Annotated in this window: 20 protein-coding genes; 15 read left to right on the top strand and 5 right to left on the bottom strand. The window is 62.9% G+C overall.

The features are described from left to right. Positions 1–169 precede the first annotated feature (169 nt). The 4 genes from C7401_RS33320 to kdgD all read left to right on the top strand — a co-directional run bounded on the left by C7401_RS33320 (position 170) and on the right by kdgD (position 5043). A complete protein-coding gene (locus C7401_RS33320; RefSeq protein ID WP_112175973.1) occupies positions 170–1501 on the top strand; it encodes an MFS transporter in 1332 nt (443 codons plus the stop codon). 30 nt (positions 1502–1531) lie between these two features. Next, positions 1532–2620: a lactonase family protein gene (locus tag C7401_RS33325; protein WP_112175975.1), complete on the top strand. Its 1089-nt coding sequence runs from the start codon at positions 1532–1534 to the stop codon at positions 2618–2620. Positions 2621–2723: 103 nt separating this feature from the next. Continuing rightward, complete coding sequence (gudD, locus tag C7401_RS33330) at positions 2724–4073, top strand: glucarate dehydratase (RefSeq protein WP_112175977.1); 1350 nt, start codon at positions 2724–2726, stop codon at positions 4071–4073. A 52-nt stretch (positions 4074–4125) separates the two neighbouring features. Next, complete coding sequence (gene kdgD, locus C7401_RS33335; protein WP_112175979.1) at positions 4126–5043, top strand: 5-dehydro-4-deoxyglucarate dehydratase; 918 nt, start codon at positions 4126–4128, stop codon at positions 5041–5043. A 63-nt stretch (positions 5044–5106) separates the two neighbouring features. Here kdgD and C7401_RS33340 read toward each other — a convergent pair whose 3' ends face one another. Both C7401_RS33340 and C7401_RS33345 read right to left on the bottom strand, forming a co-directional pair. Then, complete coding sequence (locus C7401_RS33340) at positions 5107–5403, bottom strand: H-NS family nucleoid-associated regulatory protein (protein ID WP_112175981.1); 297 nt, start codon at positions 5401–5403, stop codon at positions 5107–5109. A 79-nt stretch (positions 5404–5482) separates the two neighbouring features. Then, positions 5483–6190 (bottom strand): cytochrome b/b6 domain-containing protein, encoded by a 708-nt coding sequence (locus C7401_RS33345; RefSeq protein ID WP_112175982.1) that lies wholly within the window; start codon positions 6188–6190, stop codon positions 5483–5485. A gap of 159 nt (positions 6191–6349) precedes the next feature. On the opposite strand from C7401_RS33345, the gene C7401_RS33350 reads away from it, so the two are divergent. Next, on the top strand, positions 6350–6949 hold the full coding sequence (locus C7401_RS33350) for a TMEM175 family protein (protein ID WP_112175983.1): 600 nt from the start codon (positions 6350–6352) through the stop codon (positions 6947–6949). A gap of 54 nt (positions 6950–7003) precedes the next feature. Here the strand turns inward: C7401_RS33350 and C7401_RS33355 are convergent, their stop codons facing one another. After that, a complete protein-coding gene (locus tag C7401_RS33355; protein ID WP_112175985.1) occupies positions 7004–7579 on the bottom strand; it encodes a DUF4142 domain-containing protein in 576 nt (191 codons plus the stop codon). A 379-nt stretch (positions 7580–7958) separates the two neighbouring features. Between C7401_RS33355 and C7401_RS33360 the strand changes: the two genes are divergently transcribed. The 9 genes from C7401_RS33360 (at position 7959) to C7401_RS33400 (ending at position 18782) form a co-directional block, all read left to right on the top strand. Then, complete coding sequence (locus C7401_RS33360) at positions 7959–9278, top strand: MFS transporter (protein WP_112175987.1); 1320 nt, start codon at positions 7959–7961, stop codon at positions 9276–9278. A gap of 10 nt (positions 9279–9288) precedes the next feature. Next, positions 9289–10956, top strand: a complete 1668-nt coding sequence (locus tag C7401_RS33365) for a class I adenylate-forming enzyme family protein (protein ID WP_112175989.1) — start codon at positions 9289–9291, stop codon at positions 10954–10956. Between the two features lie 296 nt (positions 10957–11252). Continuing rightward, entirely contained in the window at positions 11253–11657 is a 405-nt protein-coding gene (locus tag C7401_RS33370; protein WP_181565762.1) for a GtrA family protein, read from the top strand. A gap of 3 nt (positions 11658–11660) precedes the next feature. Then, a complete protein-coding gene (locus C7401_RS44620; RefSeq protein ID WP_146758043.1) occupies positions 11661–12320 on the top strand; it encodes a hypothetical protein in 660 nt (219 codons plus the stop codon). Continuing rightward, positions 12313–13380, top strand: a complete 1068-nt coding sequence (locus tag C7401_RS33380) for a hypothetical protein (RefSeq protein WP_112175995.1) — start codon at positions 12313–12315, stop codon at positions 13378–13380. The genes C7401_RS44620 and C7401_RS33380 overlap by 8 nt, the downstream gene beginning before the upstream one ends. A gap of 39 nt (positions 13381–13419) precedes the next feature. Beyond that, positions 13420–14532, top strand: coding sequence for a glycosyltransferase family 9 protein (locus C7401_RS33385; RefSeq protein WP_112175997.1), 1113 nt, complete (start codon positions 13420–13422; stop codon positions 14530–14532). 59 nt (positions 14533–14591) lie between these two features. After that, positions 14592–16121: a hypothetical protein gene (locus C7401_RS33390; RefSeq protein WP_146758044.1), complete on the top strand. Its 1530-nt coding sequence runs from the start codon at positions 14592–14594 to the stop codon at positions 16119–16121. A 401-nt stretch (positions 16122–16522) separates the two neighbouring features. Then, positions 16523–17521 (top strand): SphA family protein, encoded by a 999-nt coding sequence (locus C7401_RS33395; protein ID WP_112176001.1) that lies wholly within the window; start codon positions 16523–16525, stop codon positions 17519–17521. Positions 17522–17558: 37 nt separating this feature from the next. After that, on the top strand, positions 17559–18782 hold the full coding sequence (locus tag C7401_RS33400; RefSeq protein WP_112176003.1) for an MFS transporter: 1224 nt from the start codon (positions 17559–17561) through the stop codon (positions 18780–18782). Between the two features lie 140 nt (positions 18783–18922). Here the strand turns inward: C7401_RS33400 and C7401_RS33405 are convergent, their stop codons facing one another. Then, on the bottom strand, positions 18923–19243 hold the full coding sequence (locus C7401_RS33405; RefSeq protein WP_112176005.1) for a hypothetical protein: 321 nt from the start codon (positions 19241–19243) through the stop codon (positions 18923–18925). A 237-nt stretch (positions 19244–19480) separates the two neighbouring features. Here C7401_RS33405 and bla point away from each other — a divergent pair, with 237 nt between their 5' ends. After that, positions 19481–20368 (top strand): class A beta-lactamase, encoded by an 888-nt coding sequence (gene bla, locus C7401_RS33410; protein WP_112176007.1) that lies wholly within the window; start codon positions 19481–19483, stop codon positions 20366–20368. A gap of 54 nt (positions 20369–20422) precedes the next feature. Here bla and C7401_RS33415 read toward each other — a convergent pair. Then, positions 20423–21106: electron transfer flavoprotein-ubiquinone oxidoreductase (locus C7401_RS33415; protein ID WP_181565763.1), on the bottom strand; the 684-nt coding region annotated here is incomplete at its 5' end.

The following is a 21106-nucleotide window of genomic DNA, read 5'->3' on the forward strand; positions in this document are numbered from 1 at the left end:
TCCGCGATATGTGAACATACGGCACACGCCCAATGCCAAGGCAGTAGCGGGGCGCAGGGGTAAACACCACATTGGCCGGTCCGGCCTGCGCGAATACAATGTCATCAGACAACGTACCACGAAGCATCTCATCCGTGCACCACCGGTGCGCCTGAAGGAGACACCCCGGATGTCCGCCCCTGCCAACGCCTATGAAGACCTGCTGGAGTCGGCCAGCGCCAAGGTCATGCGGCACGTGCTGCCGCTCTTTCTCATCATGTTCATCGCGAACTACATCGACCGCGTGAACGTCGGATTCGCCGGTGCGCACATGAAGGCCGACATCGGCCTTTCGGCGGCGGCGTATGGGTTCGGCGCGGGTCTGTTCTTCATCGGCTACGCACTCTTCGAAGTGCCGTCGAACATGCTCATGCAGAAGTTCGGCGCGCGCGCCTGGCTCACGCGCATCATGGGCACGTGGGGCGTGGTGGCCGCGGCGATGGCGTTCGTGCATAACGACACCTCGTTCTACGTGCTGCGCTTTCTGCTGGGCATTGCCGAAGCGGGCTTCTTTCCCGGCGTGATCTATTACTTCGCGCAGTGGCTGCCGCAAAAGGAGCGCGGCAAGGCGGCGGCGGTATTCCTCGCGGGCTCGGCGTTCGCCTCCGTGCTCTCCGGCCCCATCACGGGCGCGCTGCTTTCGGTGCGCGGCTTAGGCCTCGCGGGCTGGCAATGGATGTTCCTGATCGAAGGCGGCTTTTCGATTCTGCTGTGCGGCGTGAGCTGGCTGCTCCTGAAGTCGCGCATTCGCGACGCCCACTGGCTCACGAGCGACGAGCAGGGCGCGCTCGAAACGTATCTGGCGCGCGAGCAGGCCGAACGCGAAGCCGCCACGGGCGCGCACGTGCCGGTGCTGCGTCTTTTGAAAGACCCGCAGATCGTGCTGTTCTGTTTCCTGTATTTCGCCATCCAGCTCACCATTTACGCGGCCACGTTCTGGCTGCCCACCATCATCCGCAAGATGGGCGACCTCACCGACTTCCAGGTGGGCCTCTACAACGCCATTCCCTGGATGATCGCCATCGTCGCGATGTACTGCTTCGCGCTGCTCTCGGCCAGGTACCGCTTTCAGCAGGCGTGGCTCGCCCTCGCACTCGTGATCGCAGCATGCGGCCTGTTCGCTTCGACTTCGGCCAACCCGGTGTTCTCGTTCGTGGCGATCTGTTTCTCGGCCATCGGCTTCAAGGCGGCTTCGTCGCTGTTCTGGCCGATGCCGCAAGGCTATCTCGACACCCGCGTGGCCGCCGCCGTGATCGCGCTGATCAATTCGCTCGGCAACCTGGGCGGCTTCTTCGCGCCGGCCACGTTTGGCTACCTGCAACAGCACACGGGCTCGATCACGGGCGGCCTCTACGGACTCGGCGTGACCTCGCTGATCGCCGCCGCCGCTGCGTTCCTGGCACGCAACAAGCCGTCGCGCCGCGCCTTCGCGCAAGATTCGGTGCATAGCGGCGCGCATTGAGCCCGGCCGCCTTCACGGAGAACCTTCGACATGAATCCGCCCAACCCCGACCGCTTTTTCGTCTACGTCGCGAACTCGAAAGATGGCGACATCAGCGTGCTGCATCTCGACGCCAGGCGCGGCACGCTCGCGCCGCATGCCCGCGTGCGCGCGCAGGACAACGTGATGCCGATGGCGCTCACGCCCGAGCGCAAGCGCCTGTACGCGGCCACGCGCGGCGCGGACAAGCGCATCAACGACTACGCCATCGACGCGCAATCCGGCGGCCTCGCGCCGCGTGTGCAAACACCGATCGATTCGAGCTTCGCCTATCTGTGCGCGGAGCCGCTCGGGCGCTTCCTGCTGGGCGCATCGTATGGCGAGCACCGCCTTTGCCTGTACCGCGTGACCGACGTGGAAAGCGGCAAGGGCGAACCGCTCCAGGTGATCGAGGGTATCGAGCATGCGCACGCCGTGATCGTTTCCGCCGATGGGCGTTTCGCCTACGCGTCGTCGCTGGGCAGCGATCGCGTGTTCTGCTTCGCGCTGGAGGAGGCCGGACGGCTCGTCGAGATCGGCACGGTCGATCTTGGCGCGGGCTTCGGCCCGCGGCATCTGCGCTTCTCGCCGGACGGCGACGTGCTGTACGTGCTGAGCGAATTCCGCGCCACGGTGGCCGCGTTCGCGCGCGACGCCGCCACGGGCAAGCTCACGGCGCGGCACGTTTCGCCGCGCGCCGCCGCGCTCGCGCATCTGAATGACGGCTTCGCGCGCCCCAGCCCCACGGACCCCGTACAGCCCGATCCGGCCGAACTGGCGAAGCTCGTTTGGGCCGCCGATATCCACGTTTCGCCCAATGGCCGCTTCGTCTACGTGTCGGAGCGCACCACGAGCCAGATCCTCACGCTGCGCGTGGCGCAGGACGGCGCGCTCGAATACGTGGGCGCGAGCGCGACCGAAACGCAGCCGCGCGGCTTTCGCATCGATCCCACCGGGCGCTTTCTGGTGGCGTGCGGAGAGAAGTCGCAGCACGTCTCGGTTTATGCCATCGATACGGCCAGCGGCGCGCTCACGCCCGTCTCGCGTTGCGAGGGCGGCAATGGCGCGAACTGGGTGGAAATCGTCGCCGCGAGTTCGTAACGGCTTTAGCGTCTTCTAACGCGCTTTAACGGCGCGAATTTAGACAATTGAAACGTTTGATTTTGAGGGCGCCGCGCGCCGCATTTTTACAGGTAATCCGTTCATGTCCACACAAACCGTCCAACCGAACGCCACGCCCGTCGTGACCGAGCTGCGCGTCGTGCCCGTGGCGGGCCGCGACAGCATGCTGCTGAACCTCTCCGGCGCGCACGGCCCGTTCTTCACCCGCAACGTCGTGCTGCTGCGCGACAGCGCGGGCAACACCGGCATCGGCGAAGTGCCGGGCGGCGAGGCGATCCGCAAGACGCTGGACGATGCGCGCGCGTTCGTGGTCGGTCAGTCCATCGGCAACATGCAGGCCGTGCTCAACACCGTGCGCAAACAGTTCGCCGACCGCGATTCGGGCGGCCGCGGCCTGCAAACGTTCGACCTGCGCACCACGATCCACGCGGTCACGGCCCTCGAAGCCGCGCTGCTCGACCTGCTCGGCCAGCATCTGAACGTGCCCGTTGCCGCGCTGCTGGGCGAAGGCCAGCAGCGCAGCGAAGTGGAGATGCTCGGATATCTGTTCTACATCGGCGATCGCAACAAGACCGACCTCGCGTACGCGAGCGGGGCCGACAGCCGCGACGACTGGGAGCGCCTGCGCACCGAAGAGGCGATGACGCCGGAAGCGGTCGTGCGTCTGGCCGAAGCCGCCAAAGCGCGCTACGGCTTCAACGATTTCAAGCTCAAGGGCGGCGTGCTGGCGGGCGACGCGGAAATGGAAGCGGTCACGGCGCTGGCCGAGCGCTTTCCCGAAGCGCGCGTGACGCTCGACCCGAACGGCGCGTGGTCGCTGGCCGAAGCCGTGCGCCTGTGCCGCGACAAACACGACGTGCTCGCCTACGCGGAAGACCCGTGCGGGGCGGAGAACGGCTATTCGGGCCGCGAGGTGATGGCCGAATTCCGTCGCGCCACGGGCCTGCCCACGGCCACCAACATGATCGCGACCGACTGGCGGCAGATGGGTCACGCCATCCAGCTCCAATCCGTGGACATTCCGCTCGCCGACCCGCACTTCTGGACCATGCAGGGCTCGGTGCGCGTGGCGCAGATGTGCAACGACTGGGGCCTCACGTGGGGCTCGCATTCGAACAACCACTTCGATATCTCGCTTGCGATGTTCACGCATGCCGCCGCGGCGGCGCCTGGCAAGATCACGGCCATCGACACGCACTGGATCTGGCAGGACGGCCAGCGCCTCACGCGCGAGCCGCTGCAAATCGTGGGCGGCAAGGTGCAGGTGCCGCAAAAGCCGGGCCTCGGCATCGAGATCGACATGGACGAGCTGGAGAGGGCGCACGCGCTCTACCAGCAACACGGCCTCGGCGCGCGCGACGACGCCATCGCCATGCAATACCTGATTCCCAACTGGAAATTCGACAACAAGCGTCCGTGCCTCGTGCGCTGAACGCCATCTTCAACCGAACACTTACTACCGACTCAGCGACAGGATCCACACCATGACCACGCCGCAAGAACTCAAGCAAATCGTCTCCGAAGGCCTGCTTTCGTTTCCCGTGACCGACTTCGACGCGCAAGGCAACTTCCGCGCGAACACCTATGCCGAGCGCCTGGAATGGCTGGCCCCGTATGGCGCGAGCGCGCTGTTCGCGGCGGGCGGCACGGGCGAATTCTTCTCGCTCACGAAAAGCGAATACTCGCAGGTCATCAAGACGGCCACTGAAACCTGCAAGGGCAAGGTGCCGATTCTCGCGGGCGCGGGCGGCGCGACGCGCGTGGCCATCGAATACGCGCAGGAAGCCGAGCGCAATGGCGCGCAGGGCATTCTGCTGATGCCGCACTACCTCACGGAAGCGTCGCAGGAAGGCATTGCCGCGCACGTGGAGCAGGTTTGCAAGGCCGTGCCGAAAATGGGCGTGATCGTTTATAACCGCGCCAACTCCAAGCTCAACGCCGACATGCTCGAACAGCTCGCGGACCGCTGCGAGAACCTGATCGGCTTCAAGGACGGCGTGGGCGAGATCGAGGCGATGGTGACGATTCGCCGCCGTCTGGGCGACCGCTTCTCGTACCTGGGCGGCCTGCCCACGGCCGAAGTCTACGCGGCGGCTTACAAGGCGCTAGGCGTGCCCGTGTATTCGTCGGCGGTGTTCAACTTCATCCCGAAGACGGCCATGGCGTTCTACCGTGCGATTGCCGCCGACGACCACGCGACGGTCGGCAAGCTCATCGACGAGTTCTTCCTGCCGTACCTCGCGATCCGCAATCGCCGCGCGGGCTACGCCGTGAGCATCGTGAAGGCGGGCGCGAAGCTCGTGGGCCACGACGCGGGCCCGGTGCGCGCGCCGCTCACCGACCTCACGGAAGAGGAAGTGGCGCAGCTCGACGTGCTGATCAAGAAACTCGGCGCGCAGTAACACCGCCAGGGCCCTCGCGGCCCTGTTTGCCGATTAAAGGCGCGATAAAGGCGCGCGTACGGCTCAGGCGTTCTCGGCCGTGTCGCCGAACAGGTCCAGGTTGGCGCGCTCGCGCTTGCTGTTACCTTTGCGTCCTTTGCCGGCCTTGCCCTCGTTGTCTGCGGGCTTGCGCGCGGCCTTGTCCGCCTTGTCCGCTTTTTCGCGGCGCGGCTTGCCGAACACCTCGTCAGGGGTGAAGCCGTATTCGGCGATCGTCGCGCGCACGCTGGCGAGGGCCTGGTTCGCCGCTTCGGCGCGCGCCGCTTCGATGCGCTCGTCGAGCTCGCGCTTCTGGGCGAGCAGTTCGCGGTAGGTTGCCATGGGTAAATCGTGTCGAGTGAAAACGAGCCGCTGATTTTACGCGCTGCGCGAGGTTTGCGCGGAATTTGCGCTTCAAGCTTCAAAGATACGCGGCGAGCAGCGCGACCACCACGCCCGATACGCCCATCAGCAAGGCCGCGAGCCACAACGACCCGCGTGCGGGCGCACGCACCGAGGCGGGCAGGCGCTTTTTGCCGGTGAGCATCGGGCCGACCAGATTGTGGCCTTTCGCGAGCGCATAGACGGCGATCGCGCACACGTGCAGCACGACCGCGCCCGCGAGCACGTCCCAGCCCAGCGCGTGCAGGCTGCCGATCGCATTGGCGATTTTCGCGGGCACGATTTCGCTGAGCGGGCCTTCGTCGGCGATGTCGTTGTTGTCGTAGAGGCCGGTGAGCGTGACGACGAGCAGCAGCGCCAGCAGCAAGAGGACCATCCAGCCGCCCGCCGCGTTGTGGCCCACCTGCACGTCGGGCTCGCGCCGCAACAGATGCCGCAGGTGCTCGACCGCCTTGCGCGGCGAGGCGACGAAGCGCGAGAAGCGCGCGGTCTCGCTGCCGAAACACCCCCACAGGATGCGAAACAGCACGAGCGCGAGCAGCGTCTCGCCCAGGCGCACGTGGGTCTGCATCCAGTTCAGGCGTTGCGTGACGTACGCGGCTGCCACCAGCACGACGGTCAGCCAGTGAAAAAGCCGCGTGGGCAGATCCCACACCCGTACGCTGCGCACAGGGCGGTCATCGGTTGCGGGCGTGACGGATGTCGTGGCGGGAGGGCGGGAGCTCATGATCGGGTGCGGGCGGGCGCGGCGCTCCTGGACATCATAGGCCAGGAACGCCCGCTACGGCCGGGCGCAACGCGCAGGCGCCCGGCATGCATGGCGTCGCGCCACGACTTCGGCGATACTTGCCGCTGACCTTACACTCCTTGCAAGCCGACCTGGCAGATGGAAAAAAACCGACTCGAAGCCTTCAGCGACGGCGTGCTCGCCATCATCATCACCATCATGGTACTGGAACTCAAGGTGCCGCACGGCGACGACCTCGCCGAGCTCGTGCCGCTCTGGCCGGTGTACCTGAGCTATGTGCTGAGCTTTATCTACGTGGGGATCTACTGGAACAACCATCACCACATGCTGCACGCGGCGCGGCGTGTGAACGGCGCGGTGCTGTGGGCCAACCTGCATCTGCTGTTCTGGCTTTCGCTCCTGCCGTTCACCACGGGCTGGATGGGCGAGAACCACTTCGGCCGCTGGCCTACCGCGCTTTACGGCGTCAACCTGCTGCTGTGCGCCGTTGCCTATGTGGTGCTGCAATTCGCGCTCGTGCGCTATCACGGCACGCAAAGCGCGCTCGCCATCGCGTTGGGCAACGATGTGAAGGGCAAGATTTCTCCGGTGCTCTATCTCGCGGGCTTCGCGCTCGCGGCGCTCGATTACCCGCATATTGGCGCGATTTTCTACTTCATCGTCGCGCTGCTCTGGCTCGTGCCCGACAAGCGCATGGAGCGGCTCGCCATGACGACGAGCGAACAGAAGGACGAGTAGCCCGGGGCAAGGGCCCGCGCTTGCACGCCAGGCCCCTGCGACATCACTTCATCATCAGCCTGCCAGGTGCTTGCGCTTGGCAAGTTCCTGCGCCTTCGCGTAGTCGGCCTGGATCACGGGCAGACCTTCCGTCGCGGCCTTCTTGAGGCCCGCGTCGCGACCCGAGGCGATCTCCGCCTGGAACGCCGAAAGCGTTTTCTGCTGACCGGCCAGCGCAACCTGCTCGATATACGCCTTGTCGAAGTCCGCGCCGCGCAGGTCCTTCACACCGGCCAGCACGGCGGTGTCGGGATCGTCGCGCGGCACGTCCACGCCGCGCGGGCTCGCCGCGCGCATCGAATCCGAAAGCTTCGTATAGTCGGCGACCAGTTTCTCCGCGAAGGCCTTCACTTCGCGGTCAGTCGAGCGCGAGTCGGCAATGCGCGCGGCATCGCGCTGCGTGGCGACCGTTTGCGTGCCGTCGGCGACGAAGGCCTTGTCGGCCGCGTGCAACTCGTGCGCGCCGGCCGTGGCCGTGGTCGTGGCGGAAGCCGCGGCGGGCGCGGGGGTTTGCGCATGGGCGCTCAACGTGACGGCGCAGAGGCTGGCGGCCGAAGCCGTGATGAGAGAAGCAAGCGAGAGGCGGGTCATGTGAACTCCTTTCTGCGTGATTGGTATCGAATGCACGCGCAACGCCGTGGGCAGTGCGGCTTTGCGCGGGACCGTCTTGCGTGAAGTGCTTTGCTGCTCAACGGTCTGAGGAATTCTAGGAACTCGGCCGCGCTACAGGTGAAACGATCGCGTCGCTTGTGTAACGGTTGGTAAGAGGCCCGGTGCGAACGATCGACTGTCATGTTCGTTGTCAAGCACGTCGCCATGTCATGCGTTTATGCGGATACGGCGTTTTCCATTCGCGCCAACCGGCGCACAATGTCCCTCGGCGCGGCAAGCCGCGCGCTGCGAAACATCCCACGATCTGGGCACGCACTCGTGCGTGCAAAAAAAGCAGACCAACGAGGAAGGAGACAGGATGGACGACAAACTGGTTGCAAGCGCATCCACCACGACCACGCTCACGAACTTCCGCTGGCGCGTGCTCATCTGGCTGCTGATCGGCGGCATCATCAACTACCTCGATCGCGCGAATCTCGCGATTGCAGCGCCTGGCATGATTCAGGACCTTGGCCTCACGCGCACGCAAATCGGGCTGCTCGGCACCGTTTTCGCATGGACTTACGCGGTCATGCAACTGCCGGCGGGCTGGATCATCGACCGCTTCGGCGCGAAGCGCGCCTATGCGGTGGGCATGATCTGGTGGAGTGTGGCGACCTGGCTCACGGGCGTGGTCGGCTCGATCTCGGGGCTCATCGTCATGCGCGTGCTGCTCGCCGTGGGCGAGGCGCCGTGCTGGCCGACCTCCGCGAAGATCACGGCCGCCTGGTTTCCGGCCAAGGAGCGTGGTTTCGCGACCGGCATCTGGGATTCGTCGTCGAAGTGGGGGCCCGCGCTCGCGCCCGCCGTGCTGGTCGCGCTGATGATCGCGTTCGGCTGGCGCTCGCTGTTTCACGTGACGGGCGCCATCGGCATCGTCTTTGCCGTGCTGTTTCTGCTTCTCTATCGCAACCCCGCGCAAAGCAAGCGGCTCACACGCGAGGAGTTCGCCTATATCGAAGCGGGCGGCGGCGGCCACGAGCGCTCGCTCAAAAGCGCGCCCATGCGCTGGCGCGCGCTGTTCGCCTCGCGCAGCGTGTGGGGCATGATCTTCGGCTATTTCTGCGCGATCTGGCTGTGGAATCTCTTTCTCGTGTTCCTGCCGCTCTATCTGCTCGATCGCTTCCATATTTCGTTCGCACAACTTGGCGTCTATGCGAGCATTCCGTGGTTTGGTGGCGCGGCGGGCGAGATTGCGGCGGGCTGGGTCGCGAAGAAGCTCGTCGATCGCCACGTGGCCACGCCGATGGTCGCCAAGCGCATGCTGATCGTGGCGGGCTCGCTTGGCGCGGCCGTGTGCGCGGTGGCGCTGCCGTTCGTGAGCACGATAGGCGCGACGGTCACGTTGATGACGCTCGGGCTGGCGTGCATCGCGGCCACCATCGGCAATGCGTGGGCGCTCGCGGCCGACATTGCGCCGTCTTCGATGGTCGCCTCCGTGAGTTCGATCCAGAACTTCGGCGGTTATTTCGGCGGCGCATTCTCGCCGGTCGTGGCGGGTTTGATCGTCGACCGCACGGGATCCTATTCGCTGGCCTTCGTGATGGGCGGCGTGATCGCCGGGTGCGCCGCGCTCTTTTACTGGTTCATGGCGCGCCACACGGTGGGGCAGCCCTCGGAACCGGCGCGCGCGGCGTGAGGAGACGAACGTGAACGCCTACGAAAGCTACCCATGGCGCAAGCTATATGACCCCGGCATCGACGCGAACCCGAAGCCGGAATACAGCAACGGCCTCGACATGTTCGCGGCGGCGCTCGCGCATGCGCCACACGCCAGCGCGCTGCTCTACTTCGACGGCAGGCTCGACTGGCATGCGCTCGACGCGTGGAGCGACGCCGTAGCCTGCGTGCTGCACGACCACGAGGTGCAACGCGGCGATCGCGTCGCGCTCTATTTGCAGAACGTGCCGCAGTTCGTGATCGCGTTGCTCGGCATCTGGAAAGCGGGCGCGGTGATGGTGCCGATCAACCCGATGAACCGCGCGCGCGAATTGCGGCTGCTGCTCGACGATTCGCAAACGCACGTGCTGATCTGCGACGACGCGCTCGAAGGCGACGTGGTGCGCGAAGTGATCGAGTACATCGAGGCTGACGGCAAGACCGCGCCACACGTGCTCACCACCGGCGCGCGCGCCATGCAAACGCGCGACGACCCGCGCGTGTTCGTCGCGCAACGGGATGTGGCCGGAGCAGGCGAGGGCGCTCGCGATCTCCTGAGGGCGGCGCGGGCCGCGCAGGGTCGCAAGCCCGCACCTGTCACCTTCACCGCCGACGATCCCGCCATGCTCGTCTATACCTCGGGAACGAGCGGCCGCCCCAAAGGCGCGATCTGCACGCACGGCAATTTCGCGTTCAACGCGCAGACGTACCGCGATTTCGTCGGCCTGCGCGAGGGCGGTCCGATTCTCGGCGTGGCGCCGCTCTTTCACATTACCGGACTGGTCGGCCATATCGGCGCGGCATTGATCGCGCGCGCGCCGCTCATCCTCATGCATCGCTTCGATCCCGGCGCGACGCTCGACGCCGTAGCGGAACATCGCGCGGAGTTCACGATCGGCGCGATCACCGTGTTCATCGCGCTGCTGCATCACGCCGATGCCGCACCGGAAAAACTGGCGACGCTCACGAAGATCTATTCGGGTGGCGCGCCCATTGCGCCCAGCGTGGTCGAAGCGTTTCGCGCGAAGTTCGGCCACGACATTCACGGCGCTTATGGGCTCACCGAAACGAACTCGCCCACGCATATGGTGCCGTTGCTCAGGCGGGCGCCGGTTGACCCGCACAGCGGCGCGCTGGCCATAGGCGTGCCGGTTCCGGGCGCACAGGCGGCGATCGTGGACGAGGCGGGCCAGATGCTCGCACCGGGCGCGACAGGGGAGATCATCTGCCGTGGGCCGATGGTCGTGCCCGGCTACTGGAACAACGCGGCGGAAACGGCCAACGCGTTCCGAGACGGCTGGTTCCACACGGGCGACGTGGGCTTCATGGACGAGGCGGGCTGGTTCTATCTGGTCGATCGCAAGAAGGACATGATCAACGCGGCCGGTTTCAAGGTATGGCCGCGCGAAGTCGAGGACGTGCTGTACAGCCATCCCGCCGTGCGCGAAGCCGCCGTGGTGGGCGTGCCCGATCCAAGGCGCGGCGAGACCGTGAAGGCCGTCGTGAGTCTGCGCGCGGGCGCGACGGCGGACGCCGCGGAGTTGATCGCGTTCTGCAAGGCCCGCATGGCCGCGTACAAGTACCCGCGCGTGGTCGAGTTTCGCGACGAATTGCCGAAAACGGCAACGGGGAAGATTTTGCGGCGCGAGTTGAGGTGAATATGCATAGATCCCAACGCCGCTCGACTTAAATGGTGCCAGACTGAACTGTTACCCGTGGCTGTTTCCTGCGAGCCGGCACGGAATCTGCTGGCGCATGCCCCCGCCTCGCAAGGCGCGGGGGCCGAAAAGCTGGAAATTCCAGGCAAAACAAACGACAATCTTGCGTCGGATACGCGAGCGGAATTAAAAATCAATCGGAGATTCGGGTTGCTTATGGGTCGGGTCGTTTTCTCTAAAGTAGTCGAATCATTCAAGGTGCCTCTCGTTTGATGAGAAATTGCATTAAAAGGCAAGTGGCGATTATTCTTGAAAGAGAACATGCCATCCACCAGGTATTGCGGCATGCCGTGATTTCCATGGCTTGCGCGACTGTGGAATTTTCCCTGTTTATTTTGTTGCTCAAAAACACGAATCTTCCGCTCTTCGTCGATTATCTCGTTTCGTTTTCTGCCGCAACCACGGTCGGATTCATCGGTCATAGTCATGTAACTTTTCGACTCAAGTACATGAGTCTGCGCAATGCGGGTTTTTTTCTGTCGCAAGCGCTGTTTGGATTGCTGATTGGTTATAGCATCGTGCACGCCTTGATCAACGCCGGTTCTATCCCGGAATTGGCAAAAGCCATTCAACTGGTTCTGGTTTTTACTTTTAATTTTCTTTACGGCCGATTTATATCGTTCAAAAAACGAGAGACATGAAGCATGCAATCGGACTGGTTGAGGAAAAACACGGAAAGCCCATTGAATATCTGGGTTGTCGGTCGTAGCGAAAAATTCGTGCGTGCGACTCATGCGGCTTTTCCACAATCCACGATCCGGGTCATTTCGTGGCGGGCCCTGGATCCGGCCAGTTGCAGTGGGCCCAAGCCAGATCTCCTCGTGGTCTGCGGCTACGACTACAGCACCTATCTTTGTTCCGGAAGCAGTTGTATCGAAAGAAACGTAATCAAGCCTGCCAACTGGATCACCAAGATGGCGGGGAGCAACGTGCCGGTCATCTACGTAACGACCGCGGATGGAAAGGTCGGTAAAACGTGGTCCCGATATCGTTACGCCAAAACACGCCTCGCGTGCGAGCTAAAGAATCGTGCGGTCAATGTCCGGGTGACCAAATTTCCAACCATTCTCGACGAACAGGGCAACGTGGATGTCCACGGCGGAATCATTTCACGCTGGATCTTCGAGCTGGCCGTGTTGCTGCGCATGGTGCAGGTAGTACCGTTCTCCGATTTGGCCGTCGCGCTCGCACAATCCGCGTCGGCCAACACTCCGAACTGGGACGTTGCCGAGCTCAAGCCACGCTTTCTGTCTATTCCTCGGACGAATTTCGCTGACCGGGTTCTTAGGATGCTGTGTGGATAAGACCATCGTAATCGGCACGGGATTTTCCGCCGCTATTGCCAAAATGTTGCTGGGCGACGCGGCGGTCGTAATCGGCTGTGGCGCACAAGCGCCTCTAGCCGTGGCGGGCTTAAGGCGGCGGCTCGGTCTTGAAATCTCCAAGCTCGCGTCGCGCAGTGCGCCTTCGATGGGCACGCTCGGTTCGGCTATCGGTAAGGGTGTTCTCCATGATTTTCTCGCGCCGGGTGGCAACAGCAATCTGTGGGGCGGATTCGTGGACCTCGACTCATTGACTGCGGCGCAAAAAGCGTTTCTTGCAACAAACGGAATCCACGCACAACCGCTTAGTTTCGCCAGGACCGGCTCGGTGTCCAATCGGCCCGGGATTGCGCAGTTGCAGGCAGCGAACGGCCGCATCTTCTGCGCGAACAGCGTACTGGGGCGGGTAGTAGACGGTTATGCGGAACGCCTGGCGCTTGCCGAAGATGGCATCGAAGTCACGGTGCTTGCATGTGAAGGCGCAACAGTGCGGCGTTATTCGCTGGGAGCGAGACGTGTGATTCTTTGTACAGGTGTCGTACAAACGCTGGATCTGCTGTTCCGGTCCGGCATGCTGCGCGACGGTGATACGTTTAGCCTTTCCGAACACAAATACCAACTGGATCTCGCCAAGTGCAGCGAGACATTCGAACCCTGTGCTGAGACTATTATCCGCTTTACCGCAAGCCGGGCCTTCCTGCACCTTGCCGGCGTGCAAGGTCTTTGGGACCGGATAAAATTCTCGAGGTTCGTACCGCCTTGCATCGAACAGCGATTCATGAGCGAAGAAAATGTCGGCCTTTTCGAGATCCGCGATGGAGCGATTGCTTTCCAGAAGGGCGCAGTTGCGCCACCCGGGTTCGGCCGTTCGATTCACTATTGCGATCTCAAGATCAATGGAACGGACGTGAACGGTGTGCTGGAGGCGTTCAACCCAGGGGCGATGGGACTTGGCATGGCCTTTGTCAAGCAGCGTCAGCCTGGCCCCATCTCGGATTCGATCGTGACTGACGCATTCGAGAAAATCCACCGAATCGGTTAAGTGATTCAACCCTGACGACACCACGTACCGGACTCGCCTGTGAACAACAACAAACTCGTCTTGATCGACGCGCTTGTCGGACTCATCCTGCTGCCGGTTAGCGTCGGCGTGCGACAGCTCAAGAAGCGCATGTTCAAGAGGCGTGCGGAGAAGGCGGCAGGCATTCTGGTCATCAAGTTCCTTGGCGCCGGGAACTACCTCGCCATCAAAAATGCGATGCAGGAGGACGACTTCGACATTGTCACCGTGCGCGGTAATCTTGCGGCGCTCAGGAAATTTGAAATTGGCCGCGATATCCTCGTCCTGGAAGATAAGGGCATTGTTTCGTTGGGCATCAGCGCGTTGCAGACACTCTGGAAGCTCCACGGCAGGACCTACAAGCAGGTCATCAATCTGGAAGCTGAATCGAAGTTTGCTAAATTTCTGACGGCGGCCGTGAACGCGGAAACGGTGTCGGGCCTGTCCAATGCCAACAAGTCCTATATCGACTACTTTCTTTACGACCGGTACCTGGTCAATCCCACTTTTACGCACAAGGGCGACGTCATTCGACTGCTCCGCCGTTTCGAGCCTCAAAGCAACCCCGTTGTCGTCACATCTATCGATATCCTGCGCGATGCCTTTGTTCGCAATATCAGCATGCAGGGCATTCGCTCGGTTGTGTTATCGCCTACGTGCAGCAGCACCGACAACCTCCGTCGAATTTCCGCCGCGCACTGGAGGCATATTGCGAAAACACTGGCGGATCGCGGCACCAAGCGACTGTTGGCTGTGTTTCCGGATAGCGCAGATATCCAGTACGAGGAATTCGTGAGGCTAGCAAGCGAAGTCGGCCTGCTTGAAGTCAAGACGACCAATTATGATGAATTCGTCGCCAGTATTAATCAGGCGGATCTTGTCGTGACTGTCGATTCGCAAGCGCTTCACATTGCGCAGTTGAGCGCAACGCGCGCGATTGCTGTCTATGGTCCGACGTCACCATTCGGCGTCAACTTCGAAGAGACAACCTATCCAGTTACGATGTCGCTGGCGTGTTCGCCTTGCACGCACAAATACTTGCAGTTGCCGTGTGGAGGAGCCGCGCCATGCACGGATATCCCATTAGAGTCATTCGCCATTCTGAGTAAAGTGAATGACGCGGAGTGCATGTAATTCGCTATTAACCGTGCGCCCATCCTATAACAATGAAAAGGTTAAGATAGATGAAGAGAATGAACAATCTGTCCGCTGGGATGATACTTTTTATTTCGTGGATTCTGTTTTTCGGATTCAGTTGGCACGAAATCGGTGCGCGTTATTCGCCAGACTCGTACGCGTTGCTCATGCTGGGACAGAACCTCATTCACGGGAAGGGCTTTGCATCGATTGCGATTCGCGATCTCTACGCGACACCGACGGTCTATCTGCCTTCCACGGGTTTTCCCCCTTTGTTCGCGCTGCTCGGGGCCGGCGCCGATCTCGTCCTGAAAGCGGGCGTTAGTTCGGCGCTCTACCTCAATTTCGTGGTGCTGCTCGGCCTGCTCTACGCGTGGTACGTCAAGGCGTCGAAGCTCTCCGACTATTCTTTTGTCTTGTTCGGCGTCTTTGTCGTGTTCTTGCTAACCAACGAGGGGATCTACGATGAAATTCTTGCCGGGCGCACTATCGCACTTAGTTTGCTGCTGTTCGTCTGGATCTTCGTTTTACTCGACGGCCGGCCGCTGACGGCAGGACGGGCTTGTGGCATTGGTGTGCTGACTGGCCTCATGATTCTGAATCGCTTCGATAGCATGATCTTCGGCCTGTTGTTGCCGCTCGTGGTTGGCGCTACGACGAAGAGCCGGCTGCGGAACGTAGCGTTGGTGTATCTTTGCCTCCTTGCTGTGCTGTTGCCGTGGATTGTCCGGAACATCGAGGTCTTTCACAAACCGTGGGTGGCAGACAATTCGCTAACCGTTTTTTCGACGTTCCCCCGAAGCGCCCAAATCAGCTATTTCAAAGACGGTGTACCGCTTTTTCAGGCAGACCCTTCCCTGTGGTTGAGTCAGCGACTCCAGTACCTTACCGAGAACCTGAAGCTCGCCTTGACTCTGCTGACGCCATACGGTGGCGCGCTACTGCTGCTCGCGACAGTATTGCTGTTTGTGTTCCGCAACCGGATCCCCAGGAAGCAAGGTGAAAGCCGGCTGTTCGTCAACGTCTCGCTGTTATGGATCTGCTGCAACGTTGCGACCGTCTCGCTTACACCTTTTCACGACGTGCGCTACTTCTCGATTTCCGTTTTGCTTCTCATGGTGAATACCGCTGTGTTCCTGCTCCATGTGGTGGTCGTACGCGCCGACGAAGAGTCATGCAGTGCGAAGTTGCCAGCGATCAACATGTACGTGTTGATCGCTGTAGCGGCCATGTGCGCGCTTGTCCTGTTCACTCAGCGAGGACGGCTCTCCACCAAGAGCGACGAGGCGGCGTACATTCAGGCAAATGTCCAGTTTGCGCCGCATCTCGACAAAGAGGAGTTGCTAGGGTCTTCCATGGCCGAGGAACTGACCTATTTCACGGGGCGGCGTGCCATCTATATGCCGATCAATGTGGCGAGCTTCGACGCTAACTTTGCCGCTTGGGCTACGCGGTGGAATATCCATCACATCGTTATCAGCAAGCAAAACCCTTTGTACCAGGACAATACCCACTTTTCACTCGAAGCCGAATCTGGTGACTTCGCTTTGCTAAAGCTCGACTACAGCAAGTTCGGCGGTTCCTAGTCACTTTGCATCTGTGCCGGTCTGCGCTGCCGATCGGGATTTACCCGGCAGCCGTCGCATCAACAATCTGCCCCATTTTCTGCGGACACTTTGCTTCGGGCCGCCGTTCGCCTTCGGCGGCTCCGGGCTACTTCCGCTCCCCATTGCGGATCGCGTGTTCACTTGACGGAAATCCCGCCTTGGTTTTCCACGGCGCGGCGTAAATTCCTTTTGCATCGAACTCACCCGTCTTTCCGTCGCGAGGAATGAACGCGTGAGGCGAGCGTCGCGCAATCGAGGCTGTGCACGCGCGATGGCAGGACAGTTTCAAAGGATACCTAAGCATGTGATGCAGAACAGGCATGCGGCGCGAGACCAGTTTTGACCAGAAGAAAACCAGAAGAAATACACGTGGAGACATTATGAAGGCGAAATCCATCGCGAAGGGCTGCCTGCGCGCGATCCGTTGCGCGGCCATGCTGGCGTGCGGCACGCTGCCGTATCACGCTGCTCAGGCTTCGACTTATCAGCCTGCCGGCATCGATCTCGGCGCGACGACGTTCTACGACGCATTTGGCAGCACCGACCCGGGCTGGGCCACGATCCAGCTTCTGCAATACGAGAACAACGACAAGTTCTATACCAACACCGGCGACCCCAACGGCCTCTTCAAGAACGGCCAGTCGCAGTCGCTCGTGTGGCTGCCGCAGATCATCTACACCTCGCCGTTCAAGCTGCTCGGCGGCGCGCTCGGCTTCACGGTGCTGCAACCGGTCGTTTATCTGAATGCGCACGACGACGCGAACAGCTTTGTTCCGCTCACCTCGAACACGGGCGTGAATGCCGGCGACACCACGTTCGGCCCGTTCTGGCAGTTCGCGCCCGTCATCGCCGGGGGCCGCCCGGTCTTCGTGCAGCGCTTCGAATTCGACGTGATCGCGCCCACGGGCGCCTATGACCCGACGAAACTCGTCAACCAGGGCAGCAACTTCTGGTCGATCAACCCGTACTGGTCGATGACTTTCCTGCCCACGCCGAAGACCGAAGTTTCGATGCGGCTGCATTACCTCTACAACTTCACGAACGGCAACCCCGGCGTCAACAACTCGGACGGCTTCCCCGGCCCGGTCGACTCGTTTCGCGCGGGGCAGGCGGTCTGGGTCAACTTCGCGGCCTCGTACAAGGTGCTGCCGAGCGTGGCGGTGGGTCTGAACGGCTTCTGGTTTCGCCAGTTGAGCGACGACCACGTGAACGGCCAGCCGATGGCAGGTTCGCGCACCACGAATCTTTCGCTGGGCCCGGGCGCGATGTGGACCATCAATCCGAAGAACGTCGTGTTCGCCAACATCTATCTGCCGGTCGTGGAGCGCAACACCTTTTCAGGCTTCCATATGAATCTGCGCTGGATTCACGCGTTCTGAGCCCAGGACCCAAAAAAGGACCCACCAGGAGACCCCCATGAGCTTCACTCGTTCGTCCGCATTCCGGATCGCGGTCATCTACAGCCTCGGCGTGCTCGCCGCCATGACGGTGGGCGGGGCGATACCCGTGCTCGACGCCATCGCCGCCGAATTCCATCCGCGCGACCCTTCGCTCATCGGCCTCGTCATGTCGCTGCCGTCGGTGATGGTGGCGCTCGGCGCGCTCGTCGCCGGCTATTTCGTCGACCGCTTCGGCGACAAGCAGGTGCTCGTGGCCGGCAGCGTCGCCATGATCGTGGGCGACGCGATCGTGGTCGCCGCGCCCACCATGCAGGCGCTGCTCATCGGTCGCGGCGTGTGCGGCCTCGGCTATGTGCTGATGGCGGTTTCGGCCATCACGCTGCTCATTCGCGTGGTGGACGAGAAGCGACGCAACATGGCGATCGCGGTCTGGTCGACCTTCGTGCCCGTGAGCATGATCATTCCGTTCCTCACCGCGGGCCTGGTGTTCGCCACCGGCAACTGGCGCACGGCCTTCATCGGCCATGCCGCGATCACGGTGCTGGCCACGCTCGTGCTCATCGCCAGCATTCCCGCGCGCGACAAGAGCTCGCGTCAGCTTTCGCGCACGGCCGGCATTGGCGCGGTGCTGCGCTCGCCGTGGCCGTATCTGCTCGGCATTTCGATTGGTGGCGACGCGTTCCTGCACGTAGGCATCATCGCGACGCTCGCGCCGTATCTGCACGCGCACTACGGCACGGACCCGATGACGGTGAACATGTGGAACGTGGGCGCGATGGCCATGAACGCGCTCGGCTGCCTGCTGTTCGGCAAGCTGCTCGACTGGGGCGCGCCGCCCGTGCGTACCGGCCTCCTCGCGATTCTCGTGACGGGCGTGCCCGCCGTGGCGATCTACGCGCTGCCGCTCGGCGTGCCGGCTTCGATCGCGCTCTCGTGGCTCCTGCTGTTCGCAAGCGGCGTGCTCACGGGCATGTGGGCTTATACGCCGAGCGTGGCGCCTTCGCCGGAGAGCATCGGCGCGACCAGCGGCCTCGTTACGCAAATCACGCTGCTGGGCGTGCTGTTGAGCGGTCCGGTGTGTTTCGCGGCGCAGGCCGCGCCGACACCGTTGCCGATGGTCATCACCATCGTGGCGGGTGTGCTTGCCTGCTCGGTGCGACTGCCGATTCTCGCGCGCGGCACGCGGCCGCGCTGGGCAGCCGGGCAGGGCGACGCGAACGTGGTCGCGGCGCACGGTTGAGCGATACGTAAAGAAGGTGACGAAGGTAACGAGGGCATACCTTCACACAGCGGGTTGATGACGGCCGCGAACGACGCGGCCGTTCATCGCCTGGGCTAGCTGGCTAGCCCCTTGTAGCGGCGTGACACGCCCGCATCGACTCAATAGCCGCCGCGGTCACGATCGCGCCACTGCCGCTCACGCCACTCGCGCTCGCGCCACTGGTGCTCACGCCATTCGTGCCGGCGCCATTGCTGTTCACGCCATTGGCGCGCGCGCCAGTCGTCGTCGCCGCGCCAGTCCACCGCGACCGGAGCCGGGCCGTATTGCACAGGCGGCGGGGCGGCATAAACCGGTTGCACCGGAGCATACGTCGCGACTGGCACGCCAATGCCCAACGCGACATCCACATGCGCACTTGCCGCGGCCGACGCGGCCAACGTGGCGGCACCCAGGACCACGCCGAGAATCATCTTCTTCATATCGTCACTCCTCCGCACAGGTCGTGCGTTGTTGATGTGCACGGTTCGGAGTCTAGGCGGCGCGTCCTGACACAGGTGCAACGGTGCTGCGAGTTTGGTAACAACGAGTTAGCGCGATTCCTTCGTGGAGATTCGAGCACCTCGAATCGAGCCCTTCCCGTGACGGGATTTTGGTAAGGTTTCGGCTCGGCCGCGCTCGCTGCACGCGGTCGCCCGACAACCATTTCGAGGTGAACGATGAGCAACGCCGCGACGATCTCGCGAAAACGCCGCAAGCTGGCTATCGGATTTCCGTTGCTTCTCGGCATGGGCGGCGCGTCGCGCGCGCTGTTCGCCGCCGAGTCGCCATTCGCCGCGATCGAGCGCCGCAGTGGCGGGCGGCTCGGCGTGTTTGCCGTCGATACCGGCTCGGGCGCCACGCTCGCCTGGCGCGCCGACGAACGCTTTCTCATGTGCAGCACGTTCAAGGGCATGCTGGCCGCGCAGATCCTCGCGCGCGTCGATGCGGGGCATGAGCGGCTCGATCGCGAAGTGCGCTATACGGAGCGCGACCTCATCTTCACGTCGCCGGTGACGAAGGCGAATCTCGCGCAAGGCGCGATGACGGTTGGCGCGCTTTGCAAGGCCGCGGTCGAAGTGAGCGACAACACAGCGGCGATCCTGCTGATGCGCGGCGCAGGCGGCCCGGCGGCACTCACGCGCTTCATGCGCGACATCGGCGACGACGTGACGCGTTCCGACCGCTATGAGCCCGCTTCGAACCAGCGCGACGGCGAACTCGATACCACGACGCCGCACGCGATCGTCGAATCGGCGAGGAAGATCTTGCTGGGCGATGTGCTGGGCGCGCAGCCGCGCCAGCAACTCGAAGACTGGATGATCGCGTCCACGCCGGGACGCAACCGGATTCGCGCGTCCCTGCCGCCGGACTGGCGCGCGGGCGACCGGCCCGGCACGAGCGTCGAAGCGGAAACCAACGACTACGCGATCGTGCGGCCGCCGGGCCGCGCGCCGCTGGTCGTCGCCACGTATTTCGATGCGCCGGGACTCGACATGGCGCGGCGCGAAGCCGTCCTGCGCGAAGCCGGCGCGGCGTTCGTCACGTGGGCGAGGGCGCGTGCGTGAACCGCCCGGGCTTGCCTGCGCGCCGCGCCGAGCGATGCGCATGCGCTTCCCGCATCACATGTTCGGATAGTTCGGACCGCCGCCGCCTTCCGGCGTGACCCACACGATGTTCTGCGTCGGGTCCTTGATGTCGCAGGTCTTGCAGTGCACGCAGTTTTGCGCGTTGATCTGGAGGCGATCGCCGCCGTCGTCTTCCTTCACGAACTCGTAGACCGCCGCCGGGCAGAAGCGCGATTCCGGGCCCGCGTAGGTGCGCAGGTTCACGTTCACGGGCACGTTCGCGTCCTTGAGTGTCAGGTGCGCGGGCTGGTTTTCCTCGTGGTTCGTGTTCGAGATGAACACGGAGGAAAGCCGGTCGAACGTGAGCTTGCCGTCAGGTTTCGGATACTCGATCGGCTTGCACTGCGACGCCGGTTTCAGCATCTCGTGATCGCGATGCTGGTGATGCAGCGTCCACGGCACGTTGCCACCCAGCAGCTTCTGCTCGATGCCGACCATAAACGTGCCAAGGTACAGGCCCTTGCTCATCCACTGCTTGAAGTTACGCGCCTTGTACAGTTCGGTGTAGAGCCACGACTGCTTGAAACCTTCGGGGTACTGCGTGAGTTCGTCGCTCTGACGGCCCGCCTGCACGGCTTCGAATGCGGCGTCGGCGGCCAGCATGCCGGTCTTGATCGCCGCGTGGCTGCCCTTGATGCGCGAGGCGTTCAGGAAGCCCGCATCGTCGCCCACGAGCGC

The organism is Paraburkholderia unamae (assembly GCF_003268775.1).
In the GTDB taxonomy this organism is placed as follows: Bacteria; Pseudomonadota; Gammaproteobacteria; order Burkholderiales; family Burkholderiaceae; genus Paraburkholderia; species Paraburkholderia unamae.